We start from the raw sequence: 23,500 nt of genomic DNA on the forward strand, positions 1-23,500 counted from the left end.
GTTTGGTGGAAGCGTTGGGGAGGGCGAATAAACAAGCCTTCGTAATGCCCTGAATGCGGGGCGAGGAAGCTCGCTCCCGCTCCGCGGCGCATCTTTCGTAGAGCGGTTGATGCAGGTCCGGAGGGTTGGTCGGGCCGGTGTTCGAACACCCTCACTCCGCCTGTTAACTGGCCTGACAGCTTTACAAGGTAGGCCTGCCTTCGAACATGTCCGCTTAGCTCAAATCATGCAGGTCTCGCTCCAAGGGACGTGTCAAACACCACTCGGAAAACTTCACCTTCAGGCCTTGCCGCTGCGGTGTGCAGCAAATCGGGCCGACCAGATAACTTTCCGCCTCAGGAAAGGGGGCGAGCCTAAGCAACGGCCAGTTCAGGCCATCCGTTGAATATTGCAAGCGCAGCACGCCATTGGCGACGGTCATGCGAAGCCAAAAGTCGCCGGGGTTGCCGGAAAAATAGCTAGGCGCCCAGTCCGAACGGCCCTGGGTGAGAACGCTACTGATCATTGGGTTCCCATCGTTAAACTCTATCCCCGCCTTGACCCAGGTCTCCTCGTTGAGCCTGATCATGATGCCAGCTTGATCGTAAAGCTCGCGAAAGTCGGCATTGACTCTGACTTGAGCGGTAAAGCCTCCGGCGGTTGGGAACCCCAGGAAATGTCCGCTATCGCGTGTGAAACCGTAGTGGGTTTCACGCCAAAAGTCGGTCTGGAGATCAGTGATCACCTCCAATGAACCGTCTGGATAGACGAGAGAATGGCTCGGTTTATTCAACCACTTGGCAGCTCGCCATATAGAGTCTTCAAAATCTTGGTTGGCCACTGCAATCTGCTTTTTATCGACCAAGCTACCCTCCACAATTTTTATCGCTGAACATGGGTGATAAGAATCTGGCTTGCGCAGAACCAAGCTGGGTTGGCGGCGCAGCCGTCGTAAACTGGCTGACGCGGTTTGCCTGGAAGAATGCGCCAGCCCTGTTGTAGGGTGGCTTCGCCACCCAGCGGGAGCAAGCTCCCTCGCCACGGGATTTGCGTTTCGCCTCAAATCTTGTGCTCAGCCAGCGTTCCGGTCTGCCTTTTTCTAGCTGGAATTCAGACGGATAATTTGATGGTTTATGTTATTGCGGTTTATGAAGCCAGGAAGAAAAGTCCGATATGTAGATTTCATTTAGCGTTAGCGTCGGCGGTATATTCTCGATGCTGTCAGCTATTTCGTCATAAGGCGCTGGTAAGACATAACAGAGGCCGAAGTCCTCGTTAAGGATTATGACGCCATTAAATATGCGCTGGCGTTTGGTCAGTTTTTTTATCTGGTCAAAAGGCATTCCTGCAGAAAGCATGTTCTGGTAAAGCCCTTTGTATTGCTCGTTGCAACCGATTGAAAAAATTGTTCCGTCAGGAAGGCTCGAGAGGGTGAGCGTACTATCGATTATGTACGCTGTTCTTGTCTCGCCGTCAGGTAACGTGTAGTTCTTTATCTCGACTTTATGATGCTCGTAGAGCTCATTCATGTAGGTTGAGATATTGTCTTGCAATAAGATGTTCGCAATTGAATGCTTAGATTTTATTTCAGCTGCAAGATCTATCATCAAATTCAACCGTTAATCAACGTACCGTTTACGTTCATGCATCGTGCTAAGGCTGGCCCGTGCAAGCCTTATTTTAGGCGAATGGGTTGACGGGTTCAGAAATCGTAAACCCAAAGCTCATCGAATATAAAGTCGAGAGCGAAGTGGTCGGTTAACGACTCAAAATCATCGTGCTCCTCTGGTAATGACAGTCCGCTGCCGCTGATCTTATCCACTTGTACGAAGCCGGACCACGCTATTTGCTCTTTAGAATGCGTGAGGACTTCTGCTACCGTCATGCCTGCCCATAACTTATTTTGATAGCTGCCGGTGAATTTTGAGTTGCAGGAAATCGCGGTAATAATTCCGTCCGGGCCGTAATATGCTCTGATAAAGCCGTCGTCTAGGGTGAGCGAGTTTTGTTCTTTGTGAATTTTATAGTGACCTGAAAGGCCCGCTTCAATTTTTTCTATGCTATCTCCGATGCATACTCCGCCGATTGATTTTTTGGGAACTATTAGATTAGTGATGTCCATGGGATTCCTCTATTTGGGAGCGTTCATTAAGACGCCATCTATAAAAACGGGGCTGCTTACAATTCTGTCGTAGTTTTCAAAACCTGTAGGAGCTATTCGCCCCTGAACCTCACCATTTCTGTACACCTTCCAATAGTTCGACGTATGGTCGCCGCCACCAGGGTGGAAGTCTAAAACGTCTTTTTGTCCTGACTTTGTAGACCGGGTGAACTGAGTATGTTGGGTTTTGTTGGTGTTCAGGTTTGTAATGCTTTTGGTATAGCCTTTTTTCAATAGCATGGCTTCCACCTGTTGAGGCGTTTTTCCCGAAAGCTTACTGACCCATTTCTTTGAAATGTTATGCCTTTTGTTGAAGGCTTTAGTGCACGTTAATCCGAGTGGGTCTATCCACCCGATGGGGTTTTTCGCATAGGCATAAAAATTAATCCCCCCCGCCAACCCAATCGGATCCGGCGTCGTAAACCGCCCCACATCCGGATCATAAAACCTGAACGTATTGAAATGCAGTCCGGTTTCCCGGTCCAGGTACTGCCCCTGGAACCGCAAATTCTGCTCTTCGATGTAATACGGCTCGCGCACCTCTTCCAGCGTGTTACCCCACACCCGATACGTGGCCTGCCAAACGTTGTGTCCGTCGGCTTCGGTGAGTTGTTCCGGCAGGCCGTTGAGGTCGTGGTGGTAGTAGCGGATCTTTTGCAGCGGGCCGCTGCCGTCGACGCGGGCCAGGGGTTCGTAGCCGTCGTCTTCGTAGAGGTACAGGCTGGTTTGCTGGTGACGATTTTCCTGCAACAGGCGCAGACCGTCCCAGGTGAAGCGGGTTTCGCCCAGCGGGTAACCGTTGTTGTCATGCTCGTTCTTGATGATGCGCCGGCCCAGCGGGTCGTAGGCCATGTTGACCACGCTGCCGTTGTCGTTGCGCACCTCGATCAAGCGGCTTTCGGCGTCGTAGGCAAAATGTTGCACGCCGCGTTTGGCGCTGCGTTTTTCGATCATCCGGCCGAAGGCGTCGTAGCGGGAGCGCGTGTCCTGGTAGGTCAGCAGTTTGTTGTGCACCACCAATCCGGCGCCGGGGGCCGGGCCGTCCCGCAGGTTGGCGGCGGCGTCGTAGGTGAAGGTTTCGCGCTGGCCGTGCAGGCTGTCCTGGCTGGCGATGATGCGGCCGGTGGCGTCGTAGTGCAGGAGCTGGCGCTGTTGCGCGGCGGGTTGCTGGTCGAGTTTGCCGATGAGGTTATCGGCGGGGTCGTACTCGAAGTGTTTTTGCACCGCCGCCGGCAACAGCGAGGGTTGGCTACTGTGGCGGCGTTGTCGCGTGCGCAGGCGGCCGCTGCGGTCGTATTCGCTGCGGGTGCTGATCTGCCCTTGGGTGCGCAGCACTTCGCGGTGCAGGCGGTCGCGTTCGAAGTCGCTGATGACCTGGCCGTCGAGGTTGATCTGGTGCAGGTGGCCGCTGCCGTAGTACAGGCGGTTGACCCAGCGGCCATCGGGCAGTTGGCTCTGGATCAGGTTGCCGAGTTCGTCGTAGTGGTGTTGCAGGCTGCCGGCGGCGCTGTTTTCGGCGAGCAACTGGCCGAGGGCGTCGTAGGCGAAACTCAGGGTCTGGGCGTTGCCTTGCAGGTCGGTGAAGGTGACGGCGGTGAGTTGGTCCAGCGGGTCGTAACTGTATTCAGTGCGGCCCTCGTCGGTGACTTTGGCGATCAACCGGCCCACGGCGTCGCGTTCCAGGCGATGGACGATGGGCGGCGGCGGTGCTTCGGGATTAATCGCCAGGCCTGTGCCGTAAGGCGCGGGCATCGCCGTTACTGCCGCGACGTTGTCGAGGCGGTCGTAGTCGTAGCGCTTGGCGCTGCCATCCAGATCTTGTTGTTCGATCAACCGATCGCCGATATCCCAGGCAAACCGGTAGCTTTCGCCATTCTCGTTGGTCAGCGCTTGCAGCCGGCCGAAGCTGTCGTAGGCAAACTGCACCTGCCGGCCCTGGGCGTCGGTGCGTTGGCGGACCTGGCCGCGGCGGTTGTGTTGGTAAAGCGTGGTGTGCCCGGCCGGGTCGGTGTAGCCGGTGAGTTGGCCGGTGGTGTCGCGCTGGTAATGCTCGGTGCGGCCGTCCGGCAATTGGCTGCCGAGCAGCCGGCCTTGGGCGTCGTAGCTGAATTGGGTGCGCTCGCCGAGGGCGTCGGTAATGGTGTGCAGGTAACCGCGCGCGTCATAACTGAAGCGCGTCGGGTAACCCGAGCAATCGACGTGTTCCACCAATTGGCCGAACGGGTTCCAGCGCAGCTTTTTGCTTTTGCCGGTGGCGTCGATGATTTCCACGACCTGGCCGTGGGCGTCGTAGCGGTAGCGGGTGATGTGGCCCAGCGGGTCGGTTTCCGCTGTGCAGTTGCCGCGCTGATCGTAGCGGTATTTCCAGCTGTGGCCGGCGGCGTTGGTGTCCGCCAGCGGCAGGGCCCAATGTTCGAGCCATAGGGTAGATTCGCTGCGGCCCAACGGGTCGGTTTCGCTGATCAGATTGCCGGCGTCGTCGTAGTTGAATTGATACTCGCCGCCCTGCGGATCGGTAGCACCGAGCATCTGGCGCTCATCGTTCCACTCGAACAACCACGTCTGGCCTAGGTTGTCGCTGAACCGGGTGATCTGATGCTGGCTGTTCCACTGCCGAATGCTCACGCGTTGCAGGCTGTCGCTGATGCGGGTGATGCCAGCGGCAAGGTCATAGTCGAACTGGTAGGCGTCGCCTTCGTCGGTCCAGTGCCGGACCACGCGCCATTCCTGGTCGTCGCTCAGGGCCCATTCGTAGAAGCAGTGCAGGCCGGTGGGCAACTGGTGCTCGACCATCCGTTGCCCGGTGTCGTAGCGGAAGCGCCGTTGGACCTGGCCGGTGGCGTCGCGCACTTCGGCGAGGGTGTTCGCCGCGTCGTAGGCGTAGCTGACCAGCACTTCGCGGGATTGGTCGGGGTAGAGGCGCTCGATGTGGGTGACGCGTTCGCCTTCACGAATCAGCTCGACTTGCACCAGGTCGAAGGTGTCGCGCAGCCGCACCAGGCGTCCGGCCTCGTCGTAGTCGAGGTGGATGCGGTTGTCGTTGCGGTCGCCCAGTTGACTCAGGCGCAAGTGCGAAGGGTTGGCGGGCGAAGGTTCGAACAGACGGTACAGGCCGTCTTCGCTTTCGATCAGCAATCGCTCATCCACATGGCGGCGCACGGCCAGGCCTTCGCCGGCGCTGAACACCGCGCCGCCCAAGGGGATGGAACCCATGTCGATGGGCCGGCCTTGTTCGTCGGTGTAGACCAGGGTTTCGCCGCCCTCGGGGTGGGGCAGGATCTCGACTTGGACTTCGTAGGCCACGCTCCAGCCGGTGCCGAACAAGGTATCCCGGCGTTCATCGCGGCTGTTGTACACGCGTTGCCAGTCGATGGGCAGGATGCCGGGCAAGACGAAATCCAGCTCCTCGTCACCGCCCAGCACTTTGGCCCCGGTGGCGGCATGCACCGGGTTCGACGAACCCATGGCCGCATTGGCCGCTGCGTTCGCCGCGCTGCTGGCGGCCATGGACACCGCGCCGCCCACGAGCATGCACGGCAGTTTGCTGAAGAACTTGCCCTTGCCGCCCTTGAGCATCAGCAACGCTGTGACTGCCAGGCCGACGCCCGGGGTCTTGCCGCTGCGAATCTCGCGCACCACCACCGAACCGCCGCCGATGGTCACGTCGGGCGAGATCAGCCCGGCCGACACCACCGTCGCATCGCAGGTGCTGCGGTCGCCACTGCGCACGGCGGGCTGGCCGTTGATGGTGACCTTTTCCGAGCCTTCGGCCATGAATTGCGGTGGCCTCGGTGGGTGCTTGGTGCAGATCACCAGGTCTTCTGGCCGGGTCTCCGTACCGGGGGCCGGCGAGGCGACCGTGGGGCGCCACATCTGCGAAAAGAATTCCCCGGCCATGTCCAGGTAACTGGTTTCGGCTTCTTCTTCCGGCTCGGGCATGTCCAGTTCGGTGCCGGCCGGTGCGACGTGGGACACAACAGCGCCAGCGGCGCGGGCCGAGGGGATGTTGTTGGTAAAGGTGTCTTTGGAGCCGGTGAGGATGTTGGCCTGCACCGTGGGCGGAAAGAGGGCGTTGCCGATGCCCTCGCATATATTGCTCAAGCCTTTGTCGGCCCCGGTCTTGCTCATGGCCAGGCCGACGATGGTGCCCACCACCAGGCCCAGGACGAAGCAGCCCAGGCCGCCGGTGACCACGGTGATGCCCGTGGCCGCGACCACGGCGGCGGTCGCCAGGGCGGTGATCGCGATGTTCGCCGCCACTTCCAGGACGCCGCCGAGGATGTCGGCCATCATCGAGGTGTGGTTGAGTGCATCGCCCAGGCGGGCGGCCCAGAGCGCGTCAGACATGCAAGTCGCTCAGGTGGACAGGGTGGCTGTGGAGTGTGTGTTCAAGCAATTTGATGCCTTCCATTGCGCCGGTGTCCTTGTGGGTGACGGCATGCTGATTGATGCCATTTCTGGCGCTTGATCCGCTTTGGTTTGCCCCTGTGGGAGCGAGCTTGCTCGCGATGGGGCCCGTTCAGTCAACCTCATCAGTGCCTGACCCACCGCAATCGCGAGCAAGCTCGCTCCCACAGTCGATTGATGGAGGCCATCAGAACACCAGCGAACCCTTGATCGTCGCCCAATGCGCCGCTTCGGCATCGCCCAGTTTCTCGGCGTTCACGTAACTCAGGGCCAGCATCTTGCGGGTGCCGGGCAGTACCAGTGCGAGCTGATACTGGAAAACCTTTTCATTGCCCTTGTTGAACTGGCTGCGCAATTCGATGGCTTCGACTTCCTGGTTGGCGCCCACGCGCACGGTGGCGCCCGGCTGGCAGCGCAGTTGCTGGACCTGTTTTTCCAGGCGCTTGAGCTGGTCGTCGAGGTTGCTTTGCAGGGTCTCGCCTTCGGCCAGCAAGCTGCGGCTGACGATCAGGGAGGTGCCCAGTTCAGGAAACTTGAGGATATTGATCGTCGCGTCCAGCAACTCGCTTGGCGGCAGCTGGAGCTGGAATTCGTTGAGGCGGTAAGTCATGGCGCTTGAATCTCGAAGTTAGCCCTTGGGGAACGCGGCGCTGATGTTGGCATCGATTCTGCCCTTGACGCCCTGGCCGTCCGGCGTGGCGCCCGGGCCGCCACCGTTGTTCAGGTGCAGCACGCCGCCGGTGTTGAACTCGGCATCGCCGCTGGCGTAGAAGCTGATCTGCACGCCGGTCAGGTTGATCTGGCCGCTGGCGTTAAGCTCCAGGATGCTTTCCCCGCACACCAGGCGCAGGTTCTCGCCCACTTCGATGACGTAGCTCTGGCTGATGCTGTCGGTCTGGCGCTGGCCCACCGAGAGGATGTCCTCCTGCTTGACGATGCGCAGGCGGTTGTTGCCGATGGTCTCCGTTTCGTTGTGGCCGATGCTTTTGTTGCGGTCATGGCCCACCGAATGGCTCTCGTCCACCTCGACCACGATGTCCTGGTTGCGCTCGGCATGGATGTACAACTGCTCGGCGCCTTTCTTGTCTTCCATGCGGATTTCGTTGAAATTCGCCGGCGTGCCGCCCTTGCTCGAACGGCTTTTCATGCCGCTCTGGGTCGCGTTATCTGGCAGGTCGTAGGGCACGGTCTGTTCGGCGTTATAGACGCGGCCGGTGATGATCGGGCGGTCTGGATCACCCTCGAGAAAGCTCACGATGACTTCCTGGCCGATGCGCGGGATTTGCATCGAGCCCCAGTTTTTCCCGGCCCAGGATTGCGACACACGGATCCAGCACGAGCTGTTCTCGTTGGACTGGTCGTGACGGTCCCAATAGAAATGCACCTTCACTCGGCCGAACTGATCGGTCCAGATTTCCTCGCCCTTGGGCCCGACCACCAGCGCGGTTTGCGGGCCTTTGACGATGGGGCGATGAGTAATCGCCAACGGACGATAACTCTGCTGGGCGTCGATGCAGGTCAGGCTGCTTTCGAACTGCGCGGTTGGCGCGCCGCCACCGGTCTCGCCGCTTTCCTGGGAGAGGTAATAGCGAGCGCCGACGATCAGGTACTCGCGGTTCTGGTCCTGGCGGCTAAAACCCGTGAGGCTGAACAGATGCCCCGAGCCCAGGCCCCGGGCATTGCCCGCCAGTTCGACTTGCTCGTGCAAGGTCTGCAAGGCCTCGATGCGGGTGCGGGCGTAGTGTTCGCCGTCCTCGCTTTGCACATAGGTGCCGGGATAGTCGTAGAGCGGATAGTCGCCGGCGGTGTGCGGACGGGGCATGGCCGAGCGCACGTCGATGCGCGCGCTGGGGCGTTGGAAGTCGTAGTCGTTGAGTTCCAGCGAACCCGGTTGGACTTCCTGGGCCAAGTGCCAATCATGAATATGATCGCGCTCGCGCTGTTGCTCATTCTTGGGGTAGTAGGGCACCGAACCGTAGCCGGGTGCCGTGGTGTGGGCGCCATAGGCATCGGCCAGCACCAACACGTGACGGCCCTGCTCGTGACGGAAGAAATAGTAGATCCCTTCCTGCTCCATCAGCCGGCTGACGAAATCAAAACTGGTCTCGCGGTACTGCACGCAGTATTCCCACTCCCGATAGGGGTGGCTCAAGGCATCTTCGAAATCGGAAAAACCCAGGTCGCGGAACACCTGCTTGATGATCTGCGGGATGGTCAGGTTCTGGAAAATCCGGCAATCGGAGGTGCGGGTCAGCAGCCAACGCCACGGGCGCAAGGTGGCCTGGTAGCTGGCGAACTGGCCCTGGTCGACGTTCTGGCTGCAACGGGCGACGATGCCATGGAAGTAGCGCTCGCCACCGCCATCGAGTTGCAGGCTCACGCACATGGGCTTGCCGAGCAACTGGTTGAGGTCGATGGCGTTGTCCAGCGAGTGCAACTGCAACTCGTAGTTGAACAGCCGCCCCAGCTCTTCGCCGCCGCCCATGTCCTTGAGCAGCAGAACCTCGGGTCCGAGGGGGCTGGTGATCTTGGCCAGGCGTGTGGCTTGGTTGAATAACATCAATTATCCCTTGTTGATGCCTTGCATCCTCGTAGGAGCTGTCGAGCAACGCGAGGCTGCGATCTTTGCCCAGACCCTTGAGTCTAAAGCGAAAGATCAAAAGATCGCAGCCTTCGGCAGCTCCTACGGGGCGCTTGATCGCTAGAGTAGTGACGCTGATCGCATAATGTAGTTTGTTACGCGGGGCAGAGGAACCCGGTTCTTGATTGTTCCCAGGCATTACTTGAATATCTGCTCCTTCGCGCGTCACCTCACGTCCATGGAAAGCGATTACTGTGACCTCTTACCGCATTCAAGAAGCCGATCTCGAAATTCCCGATGCCTGGCAGGACCAGAGCATCAATATTTTCAAGCTGCCGGCCGTCGGTCCCGCTAAAGAAGCCAGTTTTGTAATCAGCCGCGATGCCACCCAGGGCGACTCGCCCTTTGCCGAGTACGTTGACCGCCAGCTCAAAAGCGCCGAGCAGCAACTGCCGGGCTTCAAGCTGGTGCAGCGCTGGGACACGGTGTTGCAGGGGCTCACCACCACGTTGCTGGATTACACCTGGCAACGCGAGGGGCGTGAACTGATGCTGCGCCAGGTGTTCATCGAGCGTCAGCCGGCGGTGCTGATCACCACCTTGACCACCACGCCGAGCGATTTCCCTTATCACGAGCCGGCCTGGAAGCTGGCGATGCATTCGTTCAAGCCACAGCCTCCGATTGCCTGAGCATCGACACGTCCCACTGAGTACTCATACACATCATGGATGCACAGGCTGCAGCACGTCTGGGTGATGAAATAGCCCACGGGTTCGGGTTGGCCGCGATGGTCGCCGGAGCCGTGGCCGGCGCCTTGATTGGCGCCGCGGTCGTTGCCGCGACGGTGGCCACGGGCGGTGTGGCGCTGGCGATCATGGCCGGCTCGATTGCCGCTGGCGGCTTGTCGATGTTCCAGATCGTCAAAGGCCTTTCCACCATCTTCAACCTGCCCGAACCCACCACGGGGGCGTTGATCATGGGCAGCTTCAACGTCTACATCAACGACCGCAATGCCATGCGGGCGGGCGAAGACGTTTCGTCGTCCTGCACCGGGCTGCCGATGAACCACCCGATCTGGCCCTTCCCGGTGTTGATCGCCGAAGGCAGCGCCACGGTGTTCATCAACGGCAAACCGGCGGCGCGCCTGCACAGCAAAATGGTCTGTGGCGCTCACATCAAGACGGGCAGCCCGAATACCTTCATCGGCGGGCCGACGGTGTCGGTGGCGTTTGTCCTGGACCTTGAAGGGTGGATGCATTCCGGGTTGGAAGTGTTGGGGCTATTGGCGGCAGGTGCTGCGTTGGTCATGGCCGCCATGGCGGGTATCGCCGTGCTCGTCGAATTCGTGGTGGTGGGCGGGTTGATCGTGGGGGGCATGGAGCTTCTCGGCGATTTAGGTGACCGCCTGGGGCCTGGCTATCGGGACCTGCTGCAAGGTGTCGCCGGCATGGCCATGCTGGGGCTGAGCCCGAAAATGGCCAAGGCCGCCAAGCCTGCCGAACTGCCGCCGCCCAAGTACAAGCCTGGCGTCACCGAGGCCGATATCCTGGCCATGCCGAAAGGCTCGCGACCCGACGCCGACAAGTACTTGTCACCCCAGTATGTGAAAGAACACTTGGCCCAGTTCGAAAACGGCGCCTCACGCTTCACCACAAAGGCCAACCTGGACAAGTACGGCATCGCCCAGCGCGATGGCACGACATTCCTCATGCCCAAGGCTGAAGCCGATCAATTGGTTGCCAATGCCAAGGGTGACAAGCGGGCGTTGGAGAAGGCGCTGGGGCTGCCAGAAAACACCTTGGAAAATAGTACGCTGGTTCGGGTCGATATTCCCGCGCCTAAAGACATGAACCTGCGGATTCCGTCAGGTAACGAGGCCGGCGCCAACGAATTCTGGATTCCTGGCGGCAAGCTGCCGACCGGTGCCAGCGAGGCGGTCATCGATGCCGGGGGCATTTCGCCCAAAGACTTCAGTTGGACGCCATTATGATGGTAGAGGTAGGCAAGTTATGAAATTTCAAGATGTTCTGGTCAGTCGCGAGCACATGTTTTCCGTGGGTATCGAACAAGATTCGGGTCGGTTCTACGTGTCCATACCGGTCAGCAATGGCATGGCCGACTACGAGGAATACTACGAAATCAATCAGGCGACCTTCGAGCTGTTCAAGCGTGACCCGGACGCCGCGCTGCCGTTTGTGGCCCGCTGCAAAAAGCGTGAGCTGGATGAGCTGTTGATTGTCGCGCCGGGAACGAATCGCGGCACGGCCATCTGATCGTCGAAAGGGCCTGTGAGGCGGCACTGCTGTTCACGTTGAGGCTGTAGATAGACCCCGTGGCGAGGGAGCTTGCTCCCGCTGGGCTGCGTAGCAGCCCCTTTGGTGAGCGCTTCGCACTCAAGCGGGAGCAAGCTCCCTCGCCACGGGATCATCGTTTACTTAAATGAGCAGCGTTGCAGCCAGGGTTGCTCCGGCGATGAGCCTCAGTGTTTGGCCCTTGCTGGGAACAACGCTTTTACCGCCGCATCAATCACACCCTTGATGCCCTTGCCCTTGGCATCCACTTCGCTGGCGCCTCCGGAGTTCAAGTCCAAACGGCCGCCGGTGTCGATGTTGCCATTGCCACTGGCGTAGATGTTGAAGGCGGTGCCCGAGATGTTGATCTCGCCACTGGCATTGAACTCCAGCACGCTTTTGCCACACACCAGTCGAATCTGCGAGCCCGCTTCCACGAGGTATTGGGTGCTGATGCTGTCGCTCTTGGTGCCGCCGACGAGCAAGGCATCGTTGCGCTGCACGGCCCGTAGTCGGTCTTGGCCAATGCGTACGGTTTCGTTGTGGCCGATGCTTTTATTGCGGTCGTGGCCCACCGAATGGCTCTCGTCCACCTCGACCACGATGTCCTGGTTGCGCTCGGCATGGATGTACAACTGCTCGGCGCCTTTCTTGTCTTCCATGCGGATTTCGTTGAAATTCGCCGGCGTGCCGCCCTTGCTCGAACGGCTTTTGGTGCCGCTCTGGGTGGCATTGGCGGGCAGCGCATAGGGCACGGTTTGTTCGGCGTTGTACACGCGACCGGTGACGATGGGCCGGTCGGGGTCGCCTTCAAGGAAGCTAACGATCACTTCCTGACCAATGCGCGGGATCTGCACCGAGCCCCAATTCTTGCCTGCCCATGCCTGCGACACCCGAATCCAGCACGAGCTGTTTTCATTGGACTGGTCGTGACGGTCCCAATAGAAATGCACCTTCACCCGGCCGAACTGATCGGTCCAGATTTCCTCGCCCTTGGGCCCGACCACCAACGCAGTCTGCGGGCCCTTGACGATCGGGCGATGGGTAATCGCCAAGGGGCGATAGCTTTGCTGGGCATTGATGCAGGTCAGGCTGCTTTCGAATTGTGCTGAAGGCGCGCCGCCACCGGTCTCGCCGCTTTCCTGGGAGAGGTAGTAGCGAGCGCCGACGATCAGGTACTCGCGGTTCTGGTCCTGGCGGCTAAAACCCGTGAGGCTGAACAAATGCCCCGAACCCAGGCCCCGGGCGTTGCCCGACAACTCGACTTGCTCGTGCAGGGTCTGCAAGGCCTCGATGCGGGTGCGGGCGTAGTGTTCGCCGTCGGCGCTTTGCACGTAGGTGCCCGGGTAGTCGTACAGAGGATAATCGCCGGCGGTGTGCGGGCGCGGCATGGCCGCACGCACATCAATGTGTGCACTCGGGCGCTGGAAGTCGTAGTCGTTGAGCTCCAACGAACCCGGTTGGACTTCCTGGGCCAGGTGCCAATCATGAATATGATCGCGCTCGCGCTGCTGCTCATTCTTCGGGTAGTAGGGCACCGATGCGTAGCCGGGTGCAGGGGCGTGGGCGCCATAAGCGTCGGCCATCACCAGTACATGACGGCCCTGCTCATGGCGGAAGAAGTAGTAAATGCCTTCCTGTTCCATCAAACGGCTGACGAAATCAAAACTGGTCTCGCGGTACTGGACGCAGTATTCCCACTCGCGATAAGGCCGGCTCAAGGCATCTTCGAAATCCGAAAAGCCCAGGTCGCGGAACCCCTGCTTGATAATCTGCGGGATGGTCAGGTTCTGGAAGATCCGGCAATCGGAGGTGCGGGTCAGCAGCCACAGCCACGGGCGCAAGGTGGCCTGGTAGCTGGCGAACTGGCCCTGGTCGACGTTCTGGCTGCAACGGGCGACGATGCCATGGAAGTAGCGCTCGCCACCGCCATCGAGCTGCAGGCTCACGCACATGGGCTTGCCGAGCAATTGGTTGAGGTCGATGGCGTTGTCCAGCGAATGCAACTGCAACTCGTAGTTGAACAGCCGCCCCAGCTCTTCACCGCCGCCCATGTCCTTGAGCAGCAGAACCTCGGGCCCGAGGGGGCTGGTGATCTTGGCCAGGCGGGTGGCTTGGTTGAATAACATCGAATGTTCCGTGCAAATGGTAGTAACTGAAGGAACCCAATACCCACTGTGGGAGCGAGCTTGCTCGCGATAACGGTATGTCAGTCAACATGGATGTTGAATGTGACTGCGCTATCGCGAGCAAGCTCGCTCCCACAGGGTTATGCGGTGTTACTTCGGGTCAGGCCGCGTCGCTGAAATCGTACTTCAGTTCGTTGTCCACGGCGCTGATCCGCACGCCGGCCAAGGCCTTGCCTTCGAGCATGCGGGTCAGGAACTCGCGGCTCATGTCCGGCAGCAGGCTGTTGGTCAGGATGGTGTCGATCATGCGCCCGCCGCTTTCGGTTTCGGTGCAACGCGAGACGATCAAATCGATCACCGCATCGTCGTAGTCGAAGGCGACTTTGTGGGTGCTTTCCACGCGCTTCTTGATGCGGTTGAGTTGCAGGCGGGTGATGGCCTTGAGCATCTCATCGCTGAGCGGGTAGTACGGGATCGTCACCAGGCGGCCGAGCAAGGCCGGCGGGAAAATCTCCAGCAGCGGCTGGCGCAACGCCTTGGCGATCTCTTCCGGCTCGGGCACGTTCTGCGGGTCCTTGCAGACCTGGGCGATCAACTCGGTGCCGGCGTTGGTGGTCAGCAGGATCAAGGTGTTCTTGAAGTCGATCACCCGGCCTTCGCCGTCCTCCATCACGCCTTTGTCGAACACCTGGAAGAAGATTTCATGCACGTCCGGGTGGGCTTTTTCCACTTCGTCCAGCAGTACCACGCTGTACGGTTTGCGCCGCACGGCTTCGGTCAGCACACCGCCTTCGCCGTAGCCGATGTAGCCCGGTGGCGCGCCCTTGAGGGTGGACACGGTGTGGGCTTCCTGGAACTCGCTCATATTGATGGTGATGACGTTCTGCTCGCCGCCATACATGGCTTCGGCCAGGGCCAGGGCGGTTTCGGTCTTGCCCACGCCGGAGGTGCCGGCAAGCATGAACACGCCAATCGGCTTGCTCGGGTTGTCGAGGCCGGCGCGGGAGGTCTGGATGCGCTTGGCAATCATCTGCAAGGCATGGTCCTGGCCGATGATGCGTTTTTTCAGGTGCTGGGCGAGGTTGAGCACGGTTTCCAGTTCGTTGCGGGCCATGCGGCCCACCGGGATACCGGTCCAGTCGGCGACCACCGAGGCCCCGGCCTGGTAATCCACGGTCGGCAGGATCAACGGGGTTTCGCCTTGCAGGGCGGTCAGGCGCTGTTGCAGGTCCACCAGTTTCTCGCGCAGGTGGTGGCTTTCGTTGTCAGAAGCTGCGCTGTTGTCTTCGCTGTCCACCACGCCGACGCGTTCGCGCAGGGTCGCGCGGGTTTCCAGCAGTTCGTCCACCAGGGTTTTCTCTTCGGCCCAGCGGCGTTCCAGCGCGGCCAGGCGCTCGCGCTCGGCGCTCAGCAGGCGTTCGCTGGGGGTCTGGCGGGTGCCGATGACCACGCCAATCGCGTGCTCACGGGCGATGATTTGCAGCTCGGTTTCCAGCGCTTCGATGCGCCGCCGGCTGTCGTCCACTTCGGCCGGCACGGCGTGCAGGCTGATGGCGACGCGGGCGCAGGCGGTGTCCAGCAGGCTCTCGGATTTGTCCGGCAACTGGCGCGCGGGAATGTAGCGGTGGGACAGCTTGACCGAGGCTTCCAGGGCTTCGTCGAGGATCTGCACCTGGTGGTGTTTTTCCATGGTCGCGGCCACGCCGCGCATCATCAGCAGGGCCTTGTCTTCCGACGGCTCGGCCACTTGCACTACTTGGAAACGGCGGGTCAGGGCCGGGTCTTTTTCGATGTGCTTCTTGTACTCGGCCCAGGTTGTGGCGGCCACGGTGCGCAAGGTGCCGCGGGCCAACGCCGGTTTGAGCAGGTTGGCCGCATCGCCCGTGCCGGCGGCGCCACCCGCACCCACCAGGGTGTGGGCTTCGTCGATGAACAGGATGATCGGCTTGGGCGAGGCCTGGACGTCTTCGATGACCTGGCGCAGGCGCTGTTCGAATTCGCCTTTCATGCTCGCGCCGGCCTGCAACAGGCCCACGTCGAGGCTGCGCAATTCCACGTCCTTGAGGGCCGGTGGCACGTCGCCGGCGACGATGCGCAGGGCGAAGCCTTCGACCACAGCGGTCTTGCCCACGCCGGCTTCGCCGGTGAGGATCGGGTTGTTCTGCCGGCGGCGCATGAGGATGTCCACCAGTTGGCGGATCTCTTCGTCACGGCCGACGATCGGGTCGAGCTTGCCGCTGCGGGCCTGCTCGGTGAGGTCGACGGTGAAGCGCTTGAGGGCTTCCTGCTTGCCCATGGCGGCAGGGGCCATGGCGCCGCTGGCTTCGCCCGGCACGGCGCCGGCATTGAAACCGTCGCTGGCGGTCAGGGCGTTTTCCGGCGAGTCGCCGACGTATTCGTCAAAGCGTTCGCTCAGGGCTTCGACCTTGACCTTGTCGAACTCCGACGACAGGCCAAGCAGCGCGTGGCGCAGGCTTGGTGTCTTGAGGATGCCCAGCACCAGGTAACCGGTGCGCACCTGGCTTTCGCCGAACATCAGGCTGCCATAGACCCAGCCGCGTTCCACGGCTTCTTCCACGTGGGAGGACAAGTCGGTGATCGACGTCGAACCCCGTGGCAAACGATCCAATGCCTCGGTCAGGTCACGGGCCAGGCGCGCCGGCTCGATGTTGAACTGGCGGATGATGCGGTGCAGGTCCGAGTCCTGCAGTTGCAGCAACTGGTGAAACCAGTGGGCCAGTTCCACATAAGGGTTACCGCGCAACTTGCAGAACACGGTGGCGGCTTCGATGGCTTTGTAGGCCACGCTGTTGAGTTTGCCGAACAACGCGGCGCGACTGATTTCACCCATGCTCATGGCTCCTTGAGGTCTGTGAGGTGTTGGCCTGTTCGGCGTAATGCCGGGCCAGTATTAAATCGTTGGCATCTTTTTCAGGACGTCCCAGCCAGGTGTTGAAGCCCAGGCGGAAACGGCCATTGAGTTGTAGTGCGGGCACTTCGGGCTGTTCCAGGACCAGGTTCAGGTCCCAGTCCAACTCGTGGCCCAGGTATTCGGCAACCCAGGCCACCAGCTCGTTGAACGGTTGGCTGCCGGGCAGCATGCCCATGTAGTCAACGAGCTTGAGTGGCCCCAGGCGAATGCGGAATTTGTGCTGGCGATCCCACACGAAGCGGCCCAGGCAGAAGTCCACGCCTAATTGCGCGTTGACACCGACGCGGCTGCGCTCGGGCAGTTCCAGCCATTGGCCGACGTATTCTTCGATCTCCACCGGCAGGCCGAAGTACTCGCTGAGGATCGCCTTCAAACCGTCCGGGTAGCGGGTCTGCGCCGACAGGTGGCCGCTGTAATGCAGCTTCGCCGTGTCGGGAATCAGCCCCTGGTTGAGCAGGCTCGGCATGCCCCGGCCGCTGAGTGCCGCCAGGCGCGCCGACCAATAGTCATCGTCCGGACGGTCATGGCTGACCGTCGGCCGCGCTTCGGCCCAGGCCCGGTAGAACAGGCTGAGCAGGCGATGGTGGAACACATCGAGAAAGCGCTTGCTGGTGCTGTCGCCATTGTTGCGCTGGCGCTCGCGCACGTATTCGGTGATGTGCAACGGCATCGGGCCGTTGGGGCCGCCGAGGCCAAAAAAGAATTGCTCCAGGCGCGCCGGCGTACCGTCGCCGCCCGGTTGCACCGAGGCGAGGGTGGCCGGGGCGAAGGTGCAGTCGGCCTGTTGCCCGAGGCGCAACGGGTCATCGGCCAGGCGCAGGGAATGGCCCAGGCGCGGCAGCTCGGGGGATTCGCACTCGATGCGCCGCAACGCCTGGAAGAAGTCGTATTCCCAGGGTTCCTGGTGCATCGCCTCCAGGGTACTCACAGGGTCGGACGACGTCCGGGCTTGGCTTTCCATCGCATGATCTCGCCGCGTTCGGTGGTACGGATCACCGTCTCGGTAAAACTGTTGATCGACACGTAGCGTGCCAGGAAGCGCTCGAACACCGCACCGAGCAGGAACACCCCGGTGCCGCGAAACGCGTTTTCATCAAATTCCAGGGTGATCTCCAGGCCTCGACCGAACACGATCGGGCCGGGCATCGGCAAGCGCCGGGTGCAGGCCTTGCTGCTGACTTCCCGCAGGCCTTCGATCTGCAATTGCAAGGCCGCGTCGTTGCTGTCGCCGTACAGGCGCAGCAGTTCGCGCAGGGCGGCGGCGCCTTGGCCTTGTTCGCTCAACGACAAGTAGTTCAGCGACAACTGGCTGATCAACCGCCAGGCCTTGGCATCGTGGGCATGGCTGGCCCGGGGTCGACTGGGTCCGGCCACGCAGCGCACGGCGCCCACCGGGGCACTGTCGGCCAGGGTGAAATCGGTCTTGCCGTTGCCCACGCTCATGAACAGCGGCAGGTCGCGGTTGGTGCACAGCGCGGTCACGCCGAGTTGGCGCAGGTCGTGGCGGTAGGGCGCTTGCTGGCTGTCCACCAGGCTGACGAAGGTTTCGCTGCCGATGTAGGTCGAGCGCGGGCCGTTGCGTCGTTGGTCGCTGGACAGCACGCGCGGTTCGCGCCGCACGGTGTAGTAGGCCAGGTCGCGGCCATAACGGGACGGATCGCGCACGGCGTAGAACGGCAGGAACGGTTGCTCCGGCCCGGTGCCGTGGCCAGTGAGGCCACTCAGGGAATGCACTTCGAAATCCATCGGCCGGGTGCGGTCGGCGATCACGTGGTGTTCGTTGACCCGTTCCGACAGGTGGATGCGATCCAGGCGCTTGGGAAACAGGTTGATGGCCGGGGTGCAGAACGGTAGGAACTGCGAAGCACCCACGCTGCCTTCCAGGCTCGGATCGTGACGGTCGAACAACACGATCAGCTCCAGTTCCTGGCCGTCGCAGCGCTTGACCGCACGGCCCAACTGAGTGAAGTCGACAAACAGGAAGCGGTGGGGCAGGGCGAAGTATTCCTGCAACAGGCGATAGCCCTGGAAGGCCCGCGACACCACCGGCAACGCGGCATCGGCGTCGTCGAAACCACGCGAGCGCAACGCATCCTGGGGCAGCCGCTCCACCCAGTCGCCGCCGGGCTTGCGGGCGAACACCGCGCAGGCATTGCCCAGCAGTTGTTCGTAGAGGCGGAAAGGCTGCTCATCGGCGCCGCTCAAGTACAGCGGCAGGTTGTCCAGGGCCAGGCTGTTGAACGGCAGTTCGGCGCCGGTGCGCAGGGTCAGGCGCAGGCCGGCCTTGGCTTTCGGCTCACTGGCGGCCAGGCGCCCGAGCACGGCGGACGGGTTGCCGAAGTATTCGGCCTGGCTGACCTGCAACGGCCACAACGTCACCGCGTGGGCGGTGCGGTACTCGCAGCAGGTCTGGGTTTCGCGACCCAGGGCGGCGCGCAGGACGGTGTCGCGGGGCAGCGGGAAACCACTGCTCAGCGAGCCTTCGTCCGGGTCGGCCTGCATTTGCACCACGGTCATCGACGGCGTCGGCGCCAAGTAATGCGGGTAGGCGATTTCCAGCAGGTTGTGGGTGAAGGTCGGGTACTCGGCATCGAGCTTGAGCTGAACCCGGGCCGTCAGGTAGGCGAAGCCTTCGAGCAGGCGCTCGACATACGGGTCGGCGCAGTCCATGCCGGCCAAGGTCAGCCGACTGGCGATCTTAGGGTATTCCTTCGCGAACTCCGCCGCGCTTTCGCGCACATGGTGCAGTTCCTGGTTGTACAGCTCCAACAGGCGCGGGTTCATGGGCGTCTCCGCTGGTCGGCGTTGACCACGCGCACATGGCCGGTTTCCAGGTCCAGATCAGTTTGCAGCATCAGCCGCAGCGGCACCGGCTGGGCCCAGAGGTCGCCTTCGATCTCGAAACTCAGCGCGTTGTGGTTCATCTCGGCCGTCGCCCGGGCCCGCACCCGCAGGGTGTGGCGCAGGATGCGCGGTTCGAAGGTGGCAATGGCCTGGTGGATCAAGGTTTCCAGGGCCGAGACATCGACGTTCGACGCGCTGTTGCCGGCCAGCGCCGGCAACCCGAAATTCACCACCGAAGTGCCCGCCGGGGTGTGCAGCGTGGCATCGGCGTCGAGCAATGACGTGGTGTTGAGCAGCCACGCCAGGGCACGCAACACCGAGGCTTTCAATTGGGTCAGGGAGAGCACGCGCTTGTCGGCGCTTTCCTTGGGGTTGGTCGGATCGTCGTCGGTCAACCGGTCCAGCAGGGACGGTTGCAGGCGATCGCGGGTGGCAATTTCGGTTACCACCGAAAGAGCGCCGTATACATTTTTTGATCCCATTGGCCAGGGCCGCAGGAGGCGAACTGACTCACATCCGAGACTTCCAGTGTTTCCTTGATCAGGCGTACTGCTTGAATTTTGGTCAAGCAATCGCGGCTGGGAGCGGGCATGTGTTCGCTGCGTTCGACCAAGAAAATCGGCACTTGGTTGAACGTCTCCACACGCAGTTGCTTGTCCGGACCCAGGCTGAACTGGCAAGGCCATTCCATATCGAGCGTCTGGTGGCTTTGGTCAGGTTTAACGAGCGTGCAGCGACCTTGAACGTCAGTCAGGCTTACTGGATGCCCGACGAAGACCGCTTGAATTGGGGCTGGCGCAGTGGCTGTTTCCTGCCCGGCGCACGCGCTTAGACTGACGAGGCTTGCCGCCAGCGCCGCAAGAAACAAAGGGCTGCGCATCACGAAAGCTCCCAGAACCAGATGGCCTTGGATCTTGAGAACAGATCACCGCTCTTGGTCAGGCCACGGTTCCACAGGTCGATGTGATCACCCGTAGGTCGGCCGGCAGTGTCGCTGTTCTGTTGGTAGCAGTCTTTGAAGAAGATGATTCCAGTCTTGCCCATCAGCGTTGTGCGATCTGCCACGCTGGTGGTGTAGACCTTCGGCGCGCCGAGGCGGTTCTTCTTCCATAGCCAGTTGGCCAATGACTCCGCGCCGCGGGCATGTCCATGGGCGCATTTGGGATCCAGCGTATAAGTCGAAGTATTGACCGGTAAGGTCTTTTCCCCACACAAGGCGATGCTCATACGAATAGCGCACTGGTTGATATAGGGACCGTCACAAGCCGGAGTGGCGGACGGGTAGGGCGGATAGCTGTTCCACAAATTGACAAACGAAGGCTTGGCCATGACTCAGATACCACGTGGGAAAGGGTTGGATTCGAGCAAGCACCAAATACCCCCGGCGCGTGGCACCGGGGGCGTGTTCGATTACACCTTGATGTTCTGACGGATGTTCCAGCCGAACTTGACCGGACCGCCTTCCTTGGTGCCGTCGGCTTTCTGTGGCTGGTAGTCCACCAGCACCTTGGCGAAGTTCAGGGTGACGTTTTCGGTCAGGCGATCATCGCTGCCCGAGCCGCCAGTGCTCAGGGACGTGACCAGCACTTCTTCCAGGTTGATGATCATGTACTCGACCTGGCTTTCACCGCCGGCCTTGCGCACGGTCAGCTTGACCTTGTCGATGTGCTTGCCGCTGGCGCAGTGCATCATCAGGTTCGGCGACGCCTTGTCGACGAACTTGGTCAGGGACAGGTCCTGGACGTTGACCTTGCCCGCACCGCCGCCGCTGCCCACGTGCATGTTGCCGGACTGGGACATGCCCCAGCTCCAGTTCAGGACATCGATCTCGTCCTTGTGGGCCTTGTCCATGGACTCGCCCTTGATGTCGCCAATCTTGATGAAAATATCAACAGCCATGTTTTCTCCCTGTGTGGTCTTTACCACATTGTTTGGTTGACGCTGACCTTGCGAAATTACTGCTGTTGAACGTTACGCAGGCGATCTCCAATCCACTGAAGATCCCCTGTGGGAGCGAGCTTGCTCGCGATAGCGGAGTGTCAGGCATGCTCATGACAACTGATCCACCGCCATCGCGAGCAAGCTCGCTCCCACATTGGCCCTTGTACCGCTCAGTAAAGCTTTACGCGCCCTTGGCCGAAGGCAGTTTCGATACCAGGCGCAGCGACACGGTCAGCCCTTCGAGCTGGTAGTGCGGGCGCAGGTAGAACTTGGAGTTGTAGTACCCCGGGTTGCCTTCGACTTCTTCGACGATCACTTCAGCAGCAGCCAGTGGATGCTGGGCCTTGGTGGTCTCGGTGGAGTGCGCCGGGTCACCGTCGACGTAGTTGAGGATCCAGTCCTGCAACCAGCGCTGCATCTCGTCCTTCTCTTTGAAGGAACCGATCTTGTCGCGCACGATGCACTTGAGGTAATGGGCGAAACGGCAGGTGGCGAACAGGTACGGCAGGCGCGCGGCCAGGTTGGCGTTGGCGGTGGCGTCCGGGTCGTCATATTCGGCCGGTTTCTGCAGCGACTGGGCGCCGATGAAGGCCGCGAAGTCGGTGTTTTTCTTGTGCAGCAGCGGCATGAAACCGTTCTTCGCCAGTTCCGCTTCACGGCGGTCCGAGATGGCGATTTCGGTCGGGCACTTCATGTCCACGCCACCGGCGTCGGTCGGGAAGGTGTGGGCTGGCAGGTTTTCCACTTCGCCGCCGGACTCCACGCCCCGGATGCGCGAGCACCAGCCGAAGTGTTTGAACGAACGGTTGATGTTCACGGCCATCGCGTAGGCGGCGTTGGCCCAGGTGTACTTGGAGCTGTCGGCGCCGTCGGTGTTTTCTTCGAAGGCGAAGGCTTCCACCGGGTCGGTCTTGGCGCCGTACGGCAGGCGCGCCAGGAAGCGCGGCATGGTCAGGCCGATGTAGCGCGAGTCTTCCGATTCACGCAGCGAGCGCCAGCCGGCGTATTCCGGAGTGGTGAAGATCTTGGTCAGGTCGCGCGGGTTCGACAGTTCCTGCCACGAGCCCATGCCCATCACGGTCGGCGAAGCCGCAGCGATGAATGGGGAGTGCATGGCCGCGCAGACTTTCGACAGTTCGCCCAGCAGTTCCACGTCTGGTGGCGACTGGTCGAAGTAGTAGTCACCCACCAGGCAGCCGTAAGGTTCGCCGCCGAACTGGCCGTATTCTTCTTCGTACATCTTCTTGAAGAGCGGGCTCTGGTCCCACGCGGTGCCCTTGAATTTCTTCAGGGTCTTGTGCAGGTCGGTCTTGGAGATGTTGAGCACGCGGATCTTGAGCTGCTCATCGGTCTCGGTGTTGTTGACCAGGTAGTGCAGGCCACGCCAGGCGCTTTCCAGTTGCTGGAAGTCCGGGTGATGGATGACCTGGTTGACCTGGGCGGTGAGCTTGGCGTCGATGGCGGCGATGATCGATTCGATCGACTTGATGGCGTCGTTGGACACCAGGTCGGTCTGCGCCAGGGCCTGCTCGGCCAGGGTGCGCACGGCCGTTTCAACGGCTTCGCGGGCACGCTCGGTCTTGGGCTTGAATTCTTGCAGCAGCAGGGACGCAAACTCGCTGGTTTCTTGGGTGGCGCCCAGGTTCTGCACGCCTTCGCGGGCGGTATTGTCAGTCATGATCATTGGTCCTGTGCTGGCTTCGGCGCGCTCGCCAGGGCCTGCAACAGCGCTGGGTCCTTGATCGCCTTCATGATGATTTCTTCGGCACCGGTCTTGCCGTCCATGTAGGTCAGCAGGTTGGCCAATTGGGTGCGCGCTTCGAGCAGCTTGTTCAGCGAGTCGACCTTGCGGGCGACGGCCGCCGGGCTGAAGTCGTCCATGCTTTCGAACGTCAGGTCCAGGCTCAGGTTGCCTTCGCCGGTCAGTTCGTTAGGCACATGGAACGCCACGCGCGGCTGCATGGCCTTGAGGCGCGAGTCGAAGTTGTCGACGTCGATCTCGAGGAACTTGCGGTCGGCCACCGGTGCCAGAGGCTCGGCGGGCTTGCCGGCGAGGTCGGCCATGACGCCCATGACGAAGGGCAACTGGACCTTTTTCTCGGCGCCGTAGAGCTCGACGTCGTACTCGATCTGCACTCGAGGCGCGCGGTTGCGCGCGATGAATTTCTGAGAACTTTGCTTCGCCACGTTGCTGCTCCTGGTCGCTTGAGCGACGGTGTTGGCGTCATCGGGGGT

Annotated in this window: 19 protein-coding genes; 3 read left to right on the forward strand and 16 right to left on the reverse strand. The window is 61.1% G+C overall.

Annotated elements, in window-relative coordinates; translation table 11 throughout:
- Nucleotides 1-214: 214 nt before the first annotated feature.
- From HGO40_RS10535 to HGO40_RS10560, 6 genes are all read right to left on the reverse strand, one after another.
- Entirely contained in the window at nt 215-793 is a 579-nt protein-coding gene (locus HGO40_RS10535; protein WP_502943260.1) for a DUF1349 domain-containing protein, read from the reverse strand.
- Nucleotides 794-1,115: 322 nt separating this feature from the next.
- Nucleotides 1,116-1,586 carry a hypothetical protein gene (locus tag HGO40_RS10540; protein ID WP_250962934.1) on the reverse strand — a complete coding sequence of 157 codons (471 nt, stop codon included), beginning with the start codon at nt 1,584-1,586 and terminating at the stop codon, nt 1,116-1,118.
- A gap of 95 nt (nt 1,587-1,681) precedes the next feature.
- A complete protein-coding gene (locus HGO40_RS10545) occupies nt 1,682-2,101 on the reverse strand; it encodes a hypothetical protein (RefSeq protein ID WP_250962935.1) in 420 nt (139 codons plus the stop codon).
- Nucleotides 2,102-2,110: 9 nt separating this feature from the next.
- Nucleotides 2,111-6,487, reverse strand: a complete 4,377-nt coding sequence (locus HGO40_RS10550; protein ID WP_250962936.1) for an RHS repeat-associated core domain-containing protein — start codon at nt 6,485-6,487, stop codon at nt 2,111-2,113.
- Nucleotides 6,488-6,734: 247 nt separating this feature from the next.
- Complete coding sequence (locus tag HGO40_RS10555; protein ID WP_250962937.1) at nt 6,735-7,157, reverse strand: DcrB-related protein; 423 nt, start codon at nt 7,155-7,157, stop codon at nt 6,735-6,737.
- 18 nt (nt 7,158-7,175) lie between these two features.
- Nucleotides 7,176-9,107 carry a type VI secretion system Vgr family protein gene (locus tag HGO40_RS10560; RefSeq protein WP_250962938.1) on the reverse strand — a complete coding sequence of 644 codons (1,932 nt, stop codon included), beginning with the start codon at nt 9,105-9,107 and terminating at the stop codon, nt 7,176-7,178.
- A 275-nt stretch (nt 9,108-9,382) separates the two neighbouring features.
- Between HGO40_RS10560 and HGO40_RS10565 the strand changes: the two genes are divergently transcribed.
- Genes HGO40_RS10565 through HGO40_RS10575 form a run of 3 tightly spaced genes read left to right on the forward strand, consistent with a single transcriptional unit; the run spans nt 9,383 to nt 11,401 of the window.
- Complete coding sequence (locus HGO40_RS10565; RefSeq protein WP_250962939.1) at nt 9,383-9,817, forward strand: DcrB-related protein; 435 nt, start codon at nt 9,383-9,385, stop codon at nt 9,815-9,817.
- Between the two features lie 35 nt (nt 9,818-9,852).
- Nucleotides 9,853-11,118: a PAAR domain-containing protein gene (locus tag HGO40_RS10570; protein WP_250962940.1), complete on the forward strand. Its 1,266-nt coding sequence runs from the start codon at nt 9,853-9,855 to the stop codon at nt 11,116-11,118.
- 19 nt (nt 11,119-11,137) lie between these two features.
- Nucleotides 11,138-11,401 carry a hypothetical protein gene (locus HGO40_RS10575; RefSeq protein WP_186710278.1) on the forward strand — a complete coding sequence of 88 codons (264 nt, stop codon included), beginning with the start codon at nt 11,138-11,140 and terminating at the stop codon, nt 11,399-11,401.
- Between the two features lie 206 nt (nt 11,402-11,607).
- On the opposite strand, the gene HGO40_RS10580 is transcribed toward HGO40_RS10575, so the two are convergent.
- From HGO40_RS10580 to tssB, 10 genes are all read right to left on the reverse strand, one after another.
- Complete coding sequence (locus tag HGO40_RS10580; protein WP_250962941.1) at nt 11,608-13,548, reverse strand: type VI secretion system Vgr family protein; 1,941 nt, start codon at nt 13,546-13,548, stop codon at nt 11,608-11,610.
- 160 nt (nt 13,549-13,708) lie between these two features.
- The gene (gene tssH / locus HGO40_RS10585; RefSeq protein WP_250962942.1) at nt 13,709-16,399 is read right to left on the reverse strand and encodes a type VI secretion system ATPase TssH; all 2,691 of its coding nucleotides are present in this window, start codon (nt 16,397-16,399) and stop codon (nt 13,709-13,711) included.
- Nucleotides 16,392-17,441 (reverse strand): type VI secretion system baseplate subunit TssG, encoded by a 1,050-nt coding sequence (gene tssG, locus HGO40_RS10590; RefSeq protein ID WP_198796199.1) that lies wholly within the window; start codon nt 17,439-17,441, stop codon nt 16,392-16,394. The genes tssH and tssG overlap by 8 nt, the downstream gene beginning before the upstream one ends.
- Nucleotides 17,405-19,264, reverse strand: coding sequence for a type VI secretion system baseplate subunit TssF (gene tssF / locus HGO40_RS10595; RefSeq protein WP_250962943.1), 1,860 nt, complete (start codon nt 19,262-19,264; stop codon nt 17,405-17,407). Before tssF ends, tssG begins: the two co-directional genes overlap by 37 nt.
- Nucleotides 19,261-19,773, reverse strand: a complete 513-nt coding sequence (gene tssE, locus HGO40_RS10600) for a type VI secretion system baseplate subunit TssE (RefSeq protein WP_250962944.1) — start codon at nt 19,771-19,773, stop codon at nt 19,261-19,263. Before tssE ends, tssF begins: the two co-directional genes overlap by 4 nt.
- Nucleotides 19,767-20,204, reverse strand: coding sequence for a hypothetical protein (locus tag HGO40_RS10605; RefSeq protein ID WP_250962945.1), 438 nt, complete (start codon nt 20,202-20,204; stop codon nt 19,767-19,769). Before HGO40_RS10605 ends, tssE begins: the two co-directional genes overlap by 7 nt.
- Nucleotides 20,204-20,653, reverse strand: coding sequence for a type VI secretion system amidase effector protein Tae4 (locus HGO40_RS10610; RefSeq protein ID WP_207966139.1), 450 nt, complete (start codon nt 20,651-20,653; stop codon nt 20,204-20,206). The genes HGO40_RS10605 and HGO40_RS10610 overlap by 1 nt, the downstream gene beginning before the upstream one ends.
- Before the next feature lie 81 nt (nt 20,654-20,734).
- Complete coding sequence (locus HGO40_RS10615) at nt 20,735-21,223, reverse strand: Hcp family type VI secretion system effector (RefSeq protein WP_250962946.1); 489 nt, start codon at nt 21,221-21,223, stop codon at nt 20,735-20,737.
- 223 nt (nt 21,224-21,446) lie between these two features.
- Nucleotides 21,447-22,943, reverse strand: coding sequence for a type VI secretion system contractile sheath large subunit (gene tssC, locus HGO40_RS10620; protein ID WP_250962947.1), 1,497 nt, complete (start codon nt 22,941-22,943; stop codon nt 21,447-21,449).
- Between the two features lie 2 nt (nt 22,944-22,945).
- A complete protein-coding gene (gene tssB, locus HGO40_RS10625; RefSeq protein ID WP_003177230.1) occupies nt 22,946-23,452 on the reverse strand; it encodes a type VI secretion system contractile sheath small subunit in 507 nt (168 codons plus the stop codon).
- Nucleotides 23,453-23,500 lie beyond the last annotated feature (48 nt).

The organism is Pseudomonas sp. CG7 (assembly GCF_023701885.1).
Taxonomy (GTDB): Bacteria; Pseudomonadota; Gammaproteobacteria; order Pseudomonadales; family Pseudomonadaceae; genus Aquipseudomonas; species Aquipseudomonas zanjanensis.

What these genes read in the sequence shown, in the direction of transcription:
- tssC (WP_250962947.1), bottom strand. Translation starts at nt 22,943, where the DNA reads ATGACTGACAATACCGCCCGCGAAGGCGTGCAGAACCTGGGCGCCACC.
- HGO40_RS10550 (WP_250962936.1), bottom strand. Translation starts at nt 6,487, where the DNA reads ATGTCTGACGCGCTCTGGGCCGCCCGCCTGGGCGATGCACTCAACCAC.
- HGO40_RS10580 (WP_250962941.1), bottom strand. Translation starts at nt 13,548, where the DNA reads ATGTTATTCAACCAAGCCACCCGCCTGGCCAAGATCACCAGCCCCCTC.
- HGO40_RS10615 (WP_250962946.1), bottom strand. Translation starts at nt 21,223, where the DNA reads ATGGCTGTTGATATTTTCATCAAGATTGGCGACATCAAGGGCGAGTCC.
- tssH (WP_250962942.1), bottom strand. Translation starts at nt 16,399, where the DNA reads ATGGGTGAAATCAGTCGCGCCGCGTTGTTCGGCAAACTCAACAGCGTG.
- HGO40_RS10570 (WP_250962940.1), top strand. Translation starts at nt 9,853, where the DNA reads ATGGATGCACAGGCTGCAGCACGTCTGGGTGATGAAATAGCCCACGGG.
- HGO40_RS10575 (WP_186710278.1), top strand. Translation starts at nt 11,138, where the DNA reads ATGAAATTTCAAGATGTTCTGGTCAGTCGCGAGCACATGTTTTCCGTG.
- HGO40_RS10545 (WP_250962935.1), bottom strand. Translation starts at nt 2,101, where the DNA reads ATGGACATCACTAATCTAATAGTTCCCAAAAAATCAATCGGCGGAGTA.
- tssG (WP_198796199.1), bottom strand. Translation starts at nt 17,441, where the DNA reads ATGGAAAGCCAAGCCCGGACGTCGTCCGACCCTGTGAGTACCCTGGAG.
- HGO40_RS10540 (WP_250962934.1), bottom strand. Translation starts at nt 1,586, where the DNA reads ATGATAGATCTTGCAGCTGAAATAAAATCTAAGCATTCAATTGCGAAC.
- tssF (WP_250962943.1), bottom strand. Translation starts at nt 19,264, where the DNA reads ATGAACCCGCGCCTGTTGGAGCTGTACAACCAGGAACTGCACCATGTG.
- HGO40_RS10610 (WP_207966139.1), bottom strand. Translation starts at nt 20,653, where the DNA reads ATGGCCAAGCCTTCGTTTGTCAATTTGTGGAACAGCTATCCGCCCTAC.
- HGO40_RS10605 (WP_250962945.1), bottom strand. Translation starts at nt 20,204, where the DNA reads ATGCGCAGCCCTTTGTTTCTTGCGGCGCTGGCGGCAAGCCTCGTCAGT.
- HGO40_RS10555 (WP_250962937.1), bottom strand. Translation starts at nt 7,157, where the DNA reads ATGACTTACCGCCTCAACGAATTCCAGCTCCAGCTGCCGCCAAGCGAG.
- HGO40_RS10560 (WP_250962938.1), bottom strand. Translation starts at nt 9,107, where the DNA reads ATGTTATTCAACCAAGCCACACGCCTGGCCAAGATCACCAGCCCCCTC.